The sequence below is a fragment of the Sphingomonas sp. TF3 genome (assembly GCF_003985085.1).
Taxonomy (GTDB): domain Bacteria; phylum Pseudomonadota; class Alphaproteobacteria; order Sphingomonadales; family Sphingomonadaceae; genus Sphingomonas.
The window spans coordinates 71,282-84,432 of the sequence record NZ_RWKS01000018.1; the positions used below are offsets into that span (position 1 = coordinate 71,282).

At 65.2% G+C, this 13,151-nt stretch carries 13 protein-coding genes and 1 pseudogene; 3 read left to right on the forward strand and 11 right to left on the reverse strand.

The genetic code is table 11. The features are described from left to right. The first annotated feature begins 220 nt into the window (after window positions 1–220). Entirely contained in the window at window positions 221–637 is a 417-nt protein-coding gene (locus EJC47_RS15645) for a VOC family protein (RefSeq protein ID WP_126848838.1), read from the forward strand. A 10-nt stretch (window positions 638–647) separates the two neighbouring features. Then, window positions 648–950 (forward strand): polyhydroxyalkanoic acid system family protein, encoded by a 303-nt coding sequence (locus EJC47_RS15650; protein WP_033965510.1) that lies wholly within the window; start codon window positions 648–650, stop codon window positions 948–950. Between the two features lie 109 nt (window positions 951–1,059). Here EJC47_RS15650 and EJC47_RS15655 read toward each other — a convergent pair whose 3' ends face one another. The 3 genes and pseudogenes from EJC47_RS15655 to EJC47_RS21215 form a co-directional block, all read right to left on the reverse strand. Further along, window positions 1,060–2,385, reverse strand: a complete 1,326-nt coding sequence (locus EJC47_RS15655; RefSeq protein WP_126848839.1) for a PQQ-dependent sugar dehydrogenase — start codon at window positions 2,383–2,385, stop codon at window positions 1,060–1,062. A 114-nt stretch (window positions 2,386–2,499) separates the two neighbouring features. Then, complete coding sequence (katG, locus tag EJC47_RS15660) at window positions 2,500–4,701, reverse strand: catalase/peroxidase HPI (protein WP_221885179.1); 2,202 nt, start codon at window positions 4,699–4,701, stop codon at window positions 2,500–2,502. Window positions 4,702–4,863: 162 nt separating this feature from the next. After that, a pseudogene (locus tag EJC47_RS21215) lies at window positions 4,864–5,859 on the reverse strand (bile acid:sodium symporter family protein); the annotation flags it as partial. Between the two features lie 91 nt (window positions 5,860–5,950). Between EJC47_RS21215 and EJC47_RS15665 the strand changes: the two are divergent. Then, a complete protein-coding gene (locus EJC47_RS15665) occupies window positions 5,951–6,811 on the forward strand; it encodes a LysR substrate-binding domain-containing protein (protein ID WP_185867693.1) in 861 nt (286 codons plus the stop codon). A 224-nt stretch (window positions 6,812–7,035) separates the two neighbouring features. Here the strand turns inward: EJC47_RS15665 and EJC47_RS15670 are convergent, their stop codons facing one another. The 8 genes from EJC47_RS15670 to EJC47_RS15700 form a co-directional block, all read right to left on the reverse strand. Continuing rightward, window positions 7,036–7,959, reverse strand: a complete 924-nt coding sequence (locus EJC47_RS15670; RefSeq protein ID WP_033965516.1) for a hemolysin family protein — start codon at window positions 7,957–7,959, stop codon at window positions 7,036–7,038. 9 nt (window positions 7,960–7,968) lie between these two features. Beyond that, window positions 7,969–8,478 carry an rRNA maturation RNase YbeY gene (gene ybeY, locus EJC47_RS15675; RefSeq protein WP_126848841.1) on the reverse strand — a complete coding sequence of 170 codons (510 nt, stop codon included), beginning with the start codon at window positions 8,476–8,478 and terminating at the stop codon, window positions 7,969–7,971. Beyond that, window positions 8,471–9,475 (reverse strand): PhoH family protein, encoded by a 1,005-nt coding sequence (locus tag EJC47_RS15680; RefSeq protein WP_126848842.1) that lies wholly within the window; start codon window positions 9,473–9,475, stop codon window positions 8,471–8,473. Before EJC47_RS15680 ends, ybeY begins: the two co-directional genes overlap by 8 nt. 88 nt (window positions 9,476–9,563) lie before the next feature. Beyond that, window positions 9,564–9,710, reverse strand: coding sequence for a hypothetical protein (locus EJC47_RS21060; protein WP_156143031.1), 147 nt, complete (start codon window positions 9,708–9,710; stop codon window positions 9,564–9,566). Window positions 9,711–9,868: 158 nt separating this feature from the next. Next, entirely contained in the window at window positions 9,869–11,176 is a 1,308-nt protein-coding gene (gene miaB / locus EJC47_RS15685) for a tRNA (N6-isopentenyl adenosine(37)-C2)-methylthiotransferase MiaB (RefSeq protein ID WP_126848843.1), read from the reverse strand. Between the two features lie 39 nt (window positions 11,177–11,215). After that, the gene (locus EJC47_RS15690) at window positions 11,216–12,046 is read right to left on the reverse strand and encodes a lysophospholipid acyltransferase family protein (protein ID WP_126848844.1); all 831 of its coding nucleotides are present in this window, start codon (window positions 12,044–12,046) and stop codon (window positions 11,216–11,218) included. A 4-nt stretch (window positions 12,047–12,050) separates the two neighbouring features. Continuing rightward, window positions 12,051–12,473: a Fur family transcriptional regulator gene (locus EJC47_RS15695; RefSeq protein ID WP_010407487.1), complete on the reverse strand. Its 423-nt coding sequence runs from the start codon at window positions 12,471–12,473 to the stop codon at window positions 12,051–12,053. A gap of 99 nt (window positions 12,474–12,572) precedes the next feature. Next, window positions 12,573–12,983, reverse strand: a complete 411-nt coding sequence (locus EJC47_RS15700) for a MucR family transcriptional regulator (RefSeq protein WP_405131486.1) — start codon at window positions 12,981–12,983, stop codon at window positions 12,573–12,575. Window positions 12,984–13,151: the final 168 nt, after the last annotated feature.

The following is a 13,151-nucleotide window of genomic DNA, read 5'->3' on the forward strand; positions in this document are numbered from 1 at the left end:
CGCTATTGCGGCATAGCGAGCGCCGCGCAATCCTCCCCGGCACGGGGAGGGGGACCCTGAGCATTGAGCGAAGGGTGGAGGGGGCGTGCCACGAGCGCAGCGCCTATTGAGAGCCCCCTCCACCCCCAGCCTGAAGAAGGCTGGCGGTCCCCCTCCCCGTACCGGGGAGGATCACAGGAAGGCCCTCCCCGTACCGGGGAGGATTTGATACGGTCGGCCCATGCCACGCCCCTTCCACCTCGCTTTCCCGGTCCACGATCTCGCCGCCGCGCGGGCCTTTTACGGCGGCACGCTCGGCTGCACCGAGGGCCGCAGCTCCGACGCGTGGATCGATTTCGATCTCTACGGCCATCAGATCGTCGCGCATCTCGATCCCGCTGCGAAGCCCGTCATCGTCTCCAACCCGGTCGATGGTCATGAGGTGCCCGTTCCGCATTTCGGCGTGGTGCTGACCATGGCCGAGTGGCAGACGCTCGCCGATCGGCTGACGGCGGCGGGGACGCGTTTCGGCATCGCCCCGCATATCCGCTTCGTCGGGCAGCCGGGCGAGCAAGCGACGATGTTCTTTTATGATCCCAGCGGCAACGCGCTCGAGTTCAAGGCGTTTGTCGATGACGCGATGCTGTTCGCGACGTAAAGGACCGGACATGAGCGAACCGATCATCGTCGAATTTCCCCACCACCTCGGGCTGGAGGCGGCGCGCGCGCGCGTGGATGGCGGCATCGGCAAATTGGCCGCGATGTTTCCCGGCGGCGCGGCGGTCGATCACCGCTGGGAGGGCGACACGCTCCACTTCACCGTCGCGGCGCTCGGGCAGCGCGTCGCCAGCCGCCTGACCGTGGCCGCGGACAAGGTCCGCGCCGAAATCGACTTGCCGCCCTTCCTCGCGCTCTTCGCCGACAAGATCCGCGCGAAACTCGCCAAGGAAGCGCCCAAGCTGTTGGAATGATCCGTCACTTCGGGCTCGTCCCGGCATCCACCGCGACGCATCTCCTGCGGGGGATCGTCTTGGCGCTCGGTGGGCCCCGGCACGAGGCCGGGGTGACCGGGGTGAGGGGTTACTTCGCGCTGACCCGCCAGATCGTGTTGCCCACATCATCCGCCACCAACAGTGCGCCCGTCGCATCGGTGATAACCCCAACCGGACGCCCCTGCGCCTGGCCCTTGGCGTTGAGGAAGCCCGTCAGCACGTCGACCGGCTTGGCACCCTTTTTGGGGAAGCCGAGATCGCCGAACGGCACATAGGCGACCTTATACCCCGACACCGGCACGCGGTTCCACGATCCATGCTCGCCGACGAACGCGCCATTGGCGAAGTTCGGGCCCAGCTTCGCGTCATTCGCGAAGGTCAGGCCCAGCGCCGCTACGTGCGGGCCCATCGCGAAATCGGGGCGTTTGGAATATTCCTGCAGCGCCGGGTTTTCGGGCTTCACCCGCGCATCGGGATAGCCGCCCCAATAATACCAGGGCCAGCCGAAATTGTCGCCCAGGCCAACGCGGGTGATGTAATCGGGCACGATGTCCGAGCCCAGCATGTCGCGTTCGTTGACCGCGACCCACAGTGCCCCCGATTTGGGCTCGAACGCCATCCCCTGCGGGTTGCGCAAGCCAGCCCCGAACACGCGGAAGCTCTTGGCGACCGGATCGACCTGCAGGATGTTGGCGCGGTATTTTTCGGCGTCGAGCCCATTTTCGGCGATGTTGGTCGAGGAACCGACCCCGACATAGAGATATTTGCCCGCCGGATCGGCCAGCAAGGTGCGCGCCCAATGGTTGCCGCCGCCGCTCAGCGGAATGACCTGTTCGGGCTTGGCGGTGATCTTGGTCTCGCCCGGCGTGAACGGCACGCGCAGCAGCGCATCGGTATCGGCAATGTAGAGATAGCCGTCCATCAGCGCCATGCCGGTGGGGGAGTTGAGCCCGCCGATCAGCACCGTCTGCAGCTCGGCCACGCCATCGCCATCGGTATCGCGCAGCAAGCGGATGCGGTTGGGTGAGGCGACACCGGCACCGCCCTTTTTCAACAAATACCCCATCACTACGTCGGCGATGCCAGCGACCTTGCGCGGCGGCGAGTTGGTTTCCGCAACCAGAATGTCGCCATTGGGCAGCCGATAAAGCCAGCGCGGATGGTCGAGCCCATTGGCGAAGGGCACCACCTTAAGCCCCGGCGCTGCCACCGGCGTGGCACCGTCCTTCCACCCGACCGCATCGGCAACGGCAACGGTCGGGATGGTCTGGTCGCGCGGGGCGGAGATGGTCGGGCGTTCGCCCTCGACCTTGGCGATCGGCAGCGTCGCCACGTCGGGCTGCACCGCCCACCAGATGACGGCTCCCGCGAGGACGATGACGATCGCGAGGATGATGAGGATGTGTTTGCGCATGGCCCCAAACTAGGGGGTGGAGCGGGGGAGGGGAAGGCGATTCTGCCCGCTTGAACGGGAAAGGGCCGCCGACGTGTGGTCGACGGCCTTTCTCGGTTCAGCGGATCGACCGGATCACGCCACGTCGAACCGGTCGAGGTTCATCACCTTGGTCCACGCCGCCACGAAGGCGCGGACGAACGCCGCCCCAGCATCGTCGGTGGCATAGGCCTCGGCCAGCGCGCGCAGTTGCGAGTTGGAGCCGAAGATCAGGTCCACCCGCGTGCCCGCCCATTGCTCGGCTCCGGTTTTGCGGTCGCGCGCGACGAACACACCGTCCTCGCTTGCGGTCCACTTCATCGCCGTGCTGGTCTTGAGCAAATTGACGAAGAAGTCGTTGGTCAGCGTCTCCGGTCGATCGGTGAACACGCCGTGGCTGGATCCACCGAAGTTCGCTCCCAGCACGCGCAGGCCACCGACCAGCACCGTCATTTCCGGCGCGGACAGCGTCAGCAATTGCGCGCGGTTGACCAGCAATTCCTCCGCCGAATATTGCGAAGGCCCGCCGACATAGTTGCGGAAGCCGTCGACCTTGGGCTCCAGCGGCGCGAAGGAATGCGCGTCGGTCTGTTCCTGCGACGCATCGGTGCGCCCCGGCGTGAAGGGTACGGACACGTCATGCCCGGCCTTTTTCGCCGCCGCCTCCACCGCAGCATTGCCGCCCAGCACGATCAAATCGGCCAGCGAGACGGTCTTGCCGCCCGCATTGAACCCCGCCTGGATCGCCTCCAGCCTGGCCAGCGTCTCGGCCAGCTCGACCGGCTCGTTGACCGCCCAATCCTTTTGCGGAGCGAGCCGGATACGTGCGCCATTCGCCCCGCCGCGCTTGTCGGTGCCGCGGAAGGTCGAGGCCGAGGCCCACGCCGTCTTCACCAGCCGCGAGATCGACAGGCCCGAGTCCAGGATCTGCGCCTTCAACGCCGCCGCATCGGCTTCGTCGATCAGCGGATGCGTGGGCGCGGGCACCGGGTCCTGCCAGATACGCGGTTCGGCGGGGACTTCCGCCCCCAGCATGCGCACGTGCGGCCCCATGTCGCGGTGGGTCAGCTTGTACCACGCCTCGGCAAAAGCGGTCGCGAACTGGTCGGGGTTTTCGTGGAAGCGCTTCGAAATTGGCCCGTAAATTGGGTCGAAACGCAGTGAGAGGTCGGTCGTCAGCATCGTCGGACGATGCTTTTTGCCCGGTATGTGGGCATCGGGTACGTCCTCGGCTGCATCCTTGGCGACCCACTGATGCGCGCCCGCCGGGCTTTTGGTCAGTTCCCACTCATGGCCGAACAGGTTGTCGAAAAACAGGTTGGTCCATTTGGTCGGCTGCTGCGTCCAGGTCACTTCCAGGCCGCTGGTGATGGTGTCCGCGCCATTGCCGGTGCCATAGCTGTTGGCCCAGCCCAGGCCCTGCTGCTCGATCCCGGCACCTTCGGGCTCGGGGCCGACATATTGGTCGGGCACGGCGGCACCGTGCGTCTTGCCGAAGGTGTGGCCGCCCGCGATCAACGCGACGGTTTCCTCGTCATTCATCGCCATCCGCGCGAACGTCTCGCGAATGTCGTGCGCCGCGAGCACGGGGTCGGGGTTGCCGTCGGGGCCTTCGGGATTGACGTAGATCAGCCCCATCTGCACCGCCGCCAGCGGATCGGCGAGTTCGCGTTCGCCCGAATAGCGGCCGCCGGGCTTGTCGCTGGTCTGCAGCCATTCGCGCTCGGCCCCCCAGTTCACGTCGGTGGCGGGTTCCCACACATCGACGCGGCCACCGGCGAAACCGGCGGTCTTGAAACCCATGGATTCAAGCGCGCAATTGCCGGTCAGGATCAGCAGATCGGCCCAGGACAAAGCCCGCCCGTATTTCTGCTTGATCGGCCACAACAGGATGCGCGCCTTGTCGAGATTGGCATTGTCGGGCCAGCTGTTGAGCGGGGCGAAGCGCTGCTGCCCGCTGCCCGCGCCACCGCGCCCGTCGCCAATGCGGTACGTGCCCGCGCTGTGCCACGCCATGCGGATGAACAGCGGTCCATAATGGCCGAAATCGGCCGGCCACCAGTCCTGCGATTCGGTCATCAGTGCGAAGATGTCGGCCTTCACCGCCGCCAGATCGAGGGCCTTGAACGCCTCGGCATAATCGAAATCGGGGTCCATCGGGTCGCCGGCTGGCGGGTTCTGGTGGAGCACGGTCAGGTCAAGCTGGTTCGGCCACCACAGGCGGTTGGTCATTTCGAACAGGACGGCATTGCCATCCACCTTGCCCCCACCCATCGGGCATTTCGTTTCGGCATTCATGGCAGTCTCCAATGCGGCTTCTGGTTGGCTTTCGCAGAGGATGGCATGGCGCGCTTGATCGGAGAAATGGATTAATCCGCGTAGAGTGATCGGGCGGCTAATATAAACGCGGGCGCGGTGGCATGATGCACTGGTCAAGATGCGAACCGGGCTCGGCTGCGCGGCGACCGGCGGCGCGTCTTCGATCGGCCGCTTGGCATAACGACGCGCCAGCGTCGCGCAGACGAACAATTGCGCCTGGTGGAACAGCATCAGCGGCAACACGATCAAGCTGACCGCATGCCCGGCGAACAGGATCGTCGCCATCGGAATGCCGCCCGCCATGCTCTTCTTCGATCCGCAAAACACGATCGCGATCTCGTCCTCGGTCGAAAATCCCATGCGGCGGCTGAGCAGGGTCGTCACGCCGATGATGATCGCCAGAATCACCAGGTCGATCGCCAGCACGATCACCAGGTCGGACACGGACAGGCTCGTCCACACGCCCGCGACCACGCCCGCGCTGAACGCGGCATAGACCACCAGCAGGATCGATCCGCGATCGACCACTGCGGTCAGTGTGCGGTGGCGCAACAGCCACGCCCCGATCCACGGCCGCACCGCTTGCCCGGCGACGAACGGCAGCAGGATCTGCACGGCGATGCCCTCGATCGCCGTGATCGAAAAGCCGCCCCCGGCCGTGGACAGGAGTACCGCCACCAGCACCGGGGTCAGCACCACGCCAAGCAGATTGGAGAGCGAGGCACTGCACAAAGCAGCAGGCACATTGCCGCGCGCGATCGCGGTAAAGGCGATCGAGGATTGCACGGTCGAGGGCAGCAGGCACAGATAGAGCAGGCCCACGCCAATGTCGGGCGGCAGCAAGCCCCGCACCGCCCAGGACGCACCCAACCCGATGATCGGAAAGATCAGGAAGGTGCTGGCGAACACCAGCGATTGCAGGCGCCAATGCGAAATCCCCGCCCACACCGCTGCGGGCGACAGGCGTGCGCCATAGAGGAAGAACAGCAGTCCGACCGCGATCGTCACCGCGCTTTCGGCCAGCGGCTGGGCGGAGCCGCGCGCGGGCAGAAGGATGGCGAGCCCGACCGTGCCGATCAACAGCAGCAAATACGGGTCGATCGGGGAACGCGCGATCAGCGAGCGGACAGTCGGCATGGCAGAAACATCCTGAAGGAGGCCCCGCCGACTTAGGCGGCTAACTGCTTACGCACAATTGTGATGGCAGCAATAACAGTTATCATCTATCATGATGACCATGGAGCCGGTGCATCCCGATTTGCTGGTCGCCTTCGTGACCGTCACCGAGACGGGCAGCTTCACTGCGGCGGCGCGCGTGCTCGGCACGCGACAGTCGACCGTCAGCCAGCAAATCAAACGGTTGGAGGCGACCCTGGGGCGCAGCCTGTTCGCGCGGGATACCCACAGGGTGGCGCTGACGGTCGATGGCGAGACCTTGATCGATCCTGCCCGACGCATTCTCGATGCCTATGGCGCGCTGGAGCGGCAGGTATCCGGCACCCCGTTGCGCGGGCGCCTGCGCTTTGGCGCGTCCGAGGATTTCGTGCTGTCGGCGCTGCCTGATGTGCTCGCCAGTTTCGCGCGGCGCCACCCGGAGGTGGATTTGGTGGTGACCGCAGGGCTCAGCCAGAATCTCTACGATGCGTTCGACGCCGGCACGCTCGATATCATCTTCGTCAAACGTCGCTCGGGCGATCCGCGCGGCGTGACGGCGTGGCGCGAAGCGGTGGAATGGGTATCGCGCCCCGGCTATCAGCCGGATGCGGAGGGTGCGCTAGCACTCTTGCTCTATCCGCCCCCCAGCGTCACCCGCGCCATGGCGATCGCGACGCTCGATCAGGCGCGGCGACCGTGGCGCGTCGCCTTCACCAGCGCCAGCCTCAGCGGCTTGACCGCCGCCGCGCGCGCCGGCCTCGGCATGATGCCGCATTCGCTGCGCTTGCTGCCAGCGGGCTTGGCCAGGATTACCGCCGATGCCGCGCTGCCCATCTTGCCCGAGATGGAATTCGTGATCGTCGGTCCGGGGCGTGGCGAGCCCGTGGCGGAGGCACTGACCAAATCGATCCTGTCCTGGGCAGGCAGCGCATAGCGCATCACGGCTGTCTGCCGGGAAGCGCGGCTGTCCTACATCGCGCCCGCCATGGTATCTTCGCCGGGATGGCAAATACCCGCTCCTTTCGCCGGACGTGCGGCGCGTCGCTGCAACAAGCGGTTGGCCGCACGGTCATCGCGCGAAGTGGAAACGCGCGTGCGTTCGCCTAACTTTCCCCTAACTTTCGGACTTGGGGCCCGGCGCGGGGCAGGGGGGCTTGGTTAGGCGTGCTCCGGCTCGGCCTTGGGCGGGTGCAGCCGCACGCCCAGCACGCGGCGCGTGTCGGCGGCGGTGATTTCCAGCGTCCAGCCGCTGTCGTGCACCAGGCATTCCCCCACATGCGGCATGTGCCCGGCAAGCACCGCAGCGAGGCCGCCGATCGTGTCGATGTCGCCATCCACCTCGGCCAGGCGCGGGTCGATCGTCTCGCCGACATCCTCCAGCTCGGCGCGCGCATCGGCCTCCCAGGCGCCCCCATCCAGCGGCACGAGCAGCGAATGCGGCGCATCGTCATGCTCGTCCTCAATGTCGCCGACGATCTCCTCGATCAGATCCTCGATCGTGACGAGGCCCTCGGTCCCGAAATATTCGTCGAGCACGATCGCAAGATGCACGCGCTTCTGCCGCATGTCCGCCAGCAGATCGAGCGCACCGCGCGACATCGGCACATAGAGCGGCTCGCGGATCAGCGCGGCGATGCTCGCCGGATGCTCGGCCCCGGTGGCGAGGATCGCGAATACGTCCTTGATATGCACCATGCCGATGATCGTATCGAGCTTCTCGCGATAGACGGGCAGGCGGCTATGCCCGGCCTCGGCGAACAGCCGCACTAGGTCGGCGAAGCTGGTCTGCTCCTCGACCGCGACGATATCGGCGCGCGGCACGCCGACATCGCCGGCATCGCGCTCGCCGAAATGGAGCAGGTTGCGCACCATCGTGCGTTCGAGCGGGGAGAGGTCGCCCTTGGCGTCGGGTGCCGGGTCGTCCTCATGCGCGTCGATCGCTTCTTCGAGCGTGGCGCGGAGCGACTCGTCGCCCGAATGACCCGAAATCCAGCTGCGGAAACTCCGCCAGATGCTGGTTTCGTTATGCGGGGCACCGCCGAGATGGCTGGCGGTGCCGGTCGTACTTTGGCCGTCGGGCATGGCGGTCGTTTAGTCCTCTTCGAGACAATAAGGGTTGGCGATCCCAAGGGCGGTGAGCGCGTCGATTTCGATCGCCTCCATCGCATCGCCCTCCCGATCGTCGAGATGATCGTACCCTAGCAAATGCAGCGTGCCATGCACGATCAAATGCGACGCATGATCATCGACGCTCACGCCTTTTTCGGCGGCCTCGCGCACGCACGTCTCATAAGCGAGCACGATGTCGCCGAGCAGCACCTCGCCATCGTCGCTATTCTGGTCGATCGTGTCGAGCAGATCGGCCTGCACCATCGGGAAGGACAGCACGTTGGTCGGCTTGTCCTTCTGGCGATATTGGGCGTTGAGCGTCTGCACCTCGGCATCGTCGGTCAGCCGGATCGAGATTTCGACCGTGGCGGTGACGGAGAGCAACGGCCCATGCGGTGTGCGCTCGATCGCCGCCGTCGCGGCACGGGCGGCCAGCGCCTCCCAGTCCTGTTCCGGCCAGACGTCTTCGCGCGACAGGGCAACCTCAAGCATCGACGCCCTCATACGCCTCGACGATGCGCCCGACGATCGGGTGGCGCACCACGTCGCCGCTGCCGAAGCGGCAGATCGACAGGCCTTCGACCCCCTCCAGCCGACCGACCGCGTCGTTCAGCCCCGACGCGTTCATCCCGCCGGGAAGATCGGTCTGCTTGGGATCGCCGCACACCACCATGCGGCTGTTTTCGCCAAAGCGGGTGAGGAACATCTTCATTTGCGCAGGCGTGGTGTTCTGCGCTTCGTCGAGGATGATGAAGGCATCGGCCAGCGTGCGCCCGCGCATGAAGGCGATCGGCGCGATCTCGATTTCACCGCTGGCGATGCGCCGTTCGACTTGCTCGGCGGGCAGGCAGTCGTTGAGCGCGTCGTAAAGCGGGCGCAGATAGGGATCGACCTTCTCCTTCATGTCGCCGGGCAGGAAGCCGAGCTTTTCGCCTGCTTCCACCGCCGGACGCGACAGGATCAGCCGCTGCACGCTGCCGGTGATGAGCTGCGCGACGGCTTGCGCGACCGCGATGTAGGTCTTGCCGGTGCCCGCTGGCCCAAGCGCGAAGATGATGTCGTTGTTCAGCAATTGCCGCATGTAATGCGCTTGGGCGATGGTGCGCGGCACGATCGTCTTCTTGCGCGTGCGGATCATGATCTGCGGCACCGCGCCGCCACCGGCATCGGCCTGGATGATCCCGGCGAGCGTCGGCTCGCTCGACATGGCGATGACCGCGTCGATCAGGCCGGGATCGACCACTTCGCCGCGCACGATGCGGTTGTAGAGCCCGTGCAGCACATCGCGTGCCTGCGCGACGGCTTCCGCGCTGCCCTCCAGCCCCACCTTATTGCCGCGCGCGGTGATATAGACGCCGAGCTTGTTCTCTAGCGCGAGCAGATTCTGGTCGAACTCGCCGAACAGTTGCGCCATCAATTGCGGCCGGTCGAACACCAGTTCAGCGCGGCTACGATCACCGGATTGCGCGGGGACAGGCTTGCGGCTCATGCGTTTCCTTTGCTCTGTTGGGTGGGCAACACTTTAGGAAGACAATGCGAGGCCGCGGATCGCGTGCTTGATCGGGGGCGGGCAGATATCAGCGTCGCAGCCCGATACGCTCGAGCACGATGCGTCCGCCCGACAGCAGGATCATGCCGACACCCGCCGCGATATAAACCCACAAGGCCACCGGATTGCGCTTCCATTGCGGCGGAACGAGATCGGTTGGCGCGGGCTTCGACATGGCCCCTATTTGGGCTTTTTGTTAGGCGGTGTCGAGGGGTGTGTGCGGCTCCCCTCCCTGAAAGGGAGGGGCTGGGGATGGGTTGGTTTGAGGCGGGCGTCCGGGTGCGATAACGCGCCGACCCACCCCCGACCCCTCCCTTTCAGGGAGGGGAGAATTTAGGCGGTGCGCGTCCCCAGCATGGAATTGGCCCCAGCTTCTGCCAGCGTGACCTCGACCAGATCGCCGATCGCGGCATCGCTGACCAAATGGACCGATTGCAGCCACGGACTCTTGCCGATCAATTGCCCCGGCAGCTTGCCGGGCCGCTCCAGCAACACCTGGCAAGTGCGGCCGACGGTGGCGGCATTGAACGCCGCCTGATCGCGGTTGAGCGCGGCCTGAAGCCGTTGCAGTCGCTCGTCCATCACCGCTTCGGGGACCTGCTCCGCCATCGTCGCGGCGGGGGTGCCGGGGCGGGGGCTGTATTTGAAGCTGTAGGCCTGGGCATAGCCGACCGCGCCGACCAGGCTCAGCGTATCCTCGAAATCGGCATCGGTCTCGCCGGGAAAGCCGACGATGAAATCGCCCGACAGCGCAATGTCGGGGCGCCGCGCGCGGACGCGCTCAAGAATGCGCAGATAGGAATCGCGGCTGTGGCTGCGGTTCATCGCCTGGAGCACGCGGTCGCTGCCCGATTGCACGGGCAAATGCAGGAACGGCATCAGTTTCTCGATGTCGCCATGCGCGTCGATCAGCCCTTGCGTCATGTCATTGGGGTGGCTGGTGGTATAGCGGATCCGCGCCAGCGCCGGGATTTCGGCCAGCGCCGCGATCAGGTCATGCAGACCGCGCTCATCGTCGCTCCAGGCGTTGACGTTCTGCCCCAGCAGCGTCAGTTCGCGCGCGCCCGCATCGACCAGCGCCTTGGCCTCGTCGACGATCTGGTCCCAGCCGCGCGAGACTTCGGCACCGCGCGTATAGGGCACCACGCAATAGGTGCAGAATTTGTCGCAGCCTTCCTGCACCGTCAGGAACGCGCTCGGCGGCACGCGGCGGCGCGCGGGCAGATGGCCGAACTTCATGTCGACTGGCATATCGGTATCGAGCGCGGATTCGCCCCGCGCCGCCCGCGCCACCAGTTCGGGCAGATTGTGATAGGCTTGCGGCCCCACCACCACATCCACCTTGGCGCGGCGCACGATCTCCGCGCCTTCGGCCTGGGCGACACACCCGGCGATGGCGATCATCGGCGCGCGGCCGATGTCCCGCAGCGCTTCCTTGCGCAGCCGTCCGATGTCCGAATAGACCTTCTCGGTCGCGCGTTCGCGAATGTGGCAGGTGTTGAGCACGACCAGATCGGCTTCGGTCGGGTCGACCTGAGTCAGGCCCTGCGCGGCCATCAGTTCGGCCATCCGGTCGCCGTCGTAGACGTTCATCTGGCAGCCGAAGGACTTTACGGCATAGGTTTTGGGCGCGGGCTTCATGATGAGCGCGCTATAGGCGCGCCGCGCGAGCGTGACAAATTACGGTTGCGCGTGTCCGGTAAAGGGCCGCAGCGGGTGGCCGATCGTGCGCACCAGCGCTTCCTCGATGCGACGGCGGCTTTCGGCGGCAATCGCCTTGCGCCCCGGAAAGTCGCGCGGGTGAAACGGCTCCAGAAACGTGACGGTCATGCGAAACGTGCCAGCCCGGGCGAGCAGGCGCACGGCATTGTCCTTGCCCGATTCAACGCCGATCCAGGAGATTTCCTCGCTCGCAGCGCCATAATCGAGCAACACTGGCTGGACGAGAATGCCGGGCGGGGGCGGTTCCAGCACCTTCAACATCGGCGTCTTGAACGGGAAGAGCGAGCGACCGTCAGTAGTCGTGCCTTCGGGGAAGACGGTGACCGACCAGGTCTCCGCCAGCGCATCGCGCAGGCGGTTGATCTGTTCGGCAACGCCCAGGCGATCCTCGCGCTCGACGAACACGGTGCGGTTCAGCGTGGCCAGCCAGCCGACCACCGGTGCATCGCGAATTTCGGCCTTGGCGACGAAGGCAGTGCCGCTCGCCCCGGCGATCGCGAGGATGTCGATCCAGCTGACATGGTTGGAGATGTAGAAGACATCGCGTTTCAGCGCCGCGCCCTTCACCTTCACGCGTGCACCGCAAATCCTCGCGGCCGCCGCGAGGAAGAAGCGCGGCCAGGGCGAGGAAATATGCAGGATTCGCCAGAGATAATGCGGGGGAATCGCAATCAGCAGGGCGAGCGCCAACAGCGCGGAGCGGACGCACAAACGCCACCAGCCGAGCCAGCCAAGCGGGGGCGGATTGCCTGCTGCCGCCGCGGCGCGGGCCTCGGGGCTAATCGGCATCGCCTCAGGCCTTGCGGTCGAGCGCTACGCCGTAGAGTTCCATGCGGTGGTCGACAAGGCGGAAGCCCAATCGTTCCGCAATGGCTTTTTGGAGCTGTTCGAGCTCGGGATCGACGAATTCGATAACCTTGCCGGTCTCGACGTCGATCAAATGGTCGTGATGCGCCTCGGGCGCAGGCTCGTAGCGCGAGCGGCCATCGCCGAAATCGTGCCGGTCGAGAATACCCGCTTCTTCGAACAGGCGGACGGTGCGGTACACCGTTGCGATCGAAATGCCGGGGTCGATGGCCGAAGCGCGCTCATACACCTTCTCGACGTCGGGATGATCGTCGGCATCGGACAGCACGCGCGCGATCACGCGCCGCTGATCGGTAATGCGCAGGCCTTTTTCTGCACAGAGAGCTTCGAGATCGATGTGACGCGCCATGAGAGGCGTTTAGGCGTTTCGCGATTGTTGCGAAAGGGGATAGTGATTCGCAATAGGCAAAGGGTCAGCCCCTCCCACGCTGGGGAGGGGCTAAACGGCTTAGCGAACGACTTTGCGACGCTTGGTGCCGAGGCCAATCTTCTTGGCCAGCGTGCGCCGCTGTTCTGCGTAATTCGGTGCAACCATCGGATAATCCGCAGGAAGATTCCACTTCGCGCGATATTGCTCGGGGGTCATCTGATAGTGCGTCATCAGGTGACGCTTGAGCATCTTCAACTTCTTGCCGTCTTCCAGGCACACGATGAAGTCGGGCTTGATCGAGGAGCGGACCGAGACAGCCGGCTCCTGCTTCACGATTTCAACCGGTGCCGGACCGCCGAGGTTGCTTAATGCACCGTGAACGTGAGCGATCAGCACCGGAAGATCCGAAACTGCAACGCTATTGTTGCTGACATGGGCCGCAACAATATCTGCGGTCAGCGTGATCAAAGTCTCCTGAAGCTCGTTCATGGTGTCCATTAATAATCCTTTCAACCGAACTGGACGATTGTTACGCATCGTCAGGGAGACGCCTATCGCGCCTGATCACGCTTCGCGCAAGTAGGTATTGTGCCGCATGACAGTATTGTTAGGCAGGATTGTTAGGATAGGTCCCGCCGAAATGTCAGAGCATTGAAC

Bases quoted from the DNA above. Each gene is read 5' to 3' on its own strand.
- EJC47_RS15645 (WP_126848838.1), top strand. From the start codon at position 221: ATGCCACGCCCCTTCCACCTCGCTTTCCCGGTCCACGATCTCGCCGCC.
- EJC47_RS15650 (WP_033965510.1), top strand. From the start codon at position 648: ATGAGCGAACCGATCATCGTCGAATTTCCCCACCACCTCGGGCTGGAG.
- EJC47_RS15655 (WP_126848839.1), bottom strand. From the start codon at position 2,385: ATGCGCAAACACATCCTCATCATCCTCGCGATCGTCATCGTCCTCGCG.
- katG (WP_221885179.1), bottom strand. From the start codon at position 4,701: ATGAATGCCGAAACGAAATGCCCGATGGGTGGGGGCAAGGTGGATGGC.
- EJC47_RS15665 (WP_185867693.1), top strand. From the start codon at position 5,951: ATGATGACCATGGAGCCGGTGCATCCCGATTTGCTGGTCGCCTTCGTG.
- EJC47_RS15670 (WP_033965516.1), bottom strand. From the start codon at position 7,959: ATGCCCGACGGCCAAAGTACGACCGGCACCGCCAGCCATCTCGGCGGT.
- ybeY (WP_126848841.1), bottom strand. From the start codon at position 8,478: ATGCTTGAGGTTGCCCTGTCGCGCGAAGACGTCTGGCCGGAACAGGAC.
- EJC47_RS15680 (WP_126848842.1), bottom strand. From the start codon at position 9,475: ATGAGCCGCAAGCCTGTCCCCGCGCAATCCGGTGATCGTAGCCGCGCT.
- EJC47_RS21060 (WP_156143031.1), bottom strand. From the start codon at position 9,710: ATGTCGAAGCCCGCGCCAACCGATCTCGTTCCGCCGCAATGGAAGCGC.
- miaB (WP_126848843.1), bottom strand. From the start codon at position 11,176: ATGAAGCCCGCGCCCAAAACCTATGCCGTAAAGTCCTTCGGCTGCCAG.
- EJC47_RS15690 (WP_126848844.1), bottom strand. From the start codon at position 12,046: ATGCCGATTAGCCCCGAGGCCCGCGCCGCGGCGGCAGCAGGCAATCCG.
- EJC47_RS15695 (WP_010407487.1), bottom strand. From the start codon at position 12,473: ATGGCGCGTCACATCGATCTCGAAGCTCTCTGTGCAGAAAAAGGCCTG.
- EJC47_RS15700 (WP_405131486.1), bottom strand. From the start codon at position 12,983: ATGAACGAGCTTCAGGAGACTTTGATCACGCTGACCGCAGATATTGTT.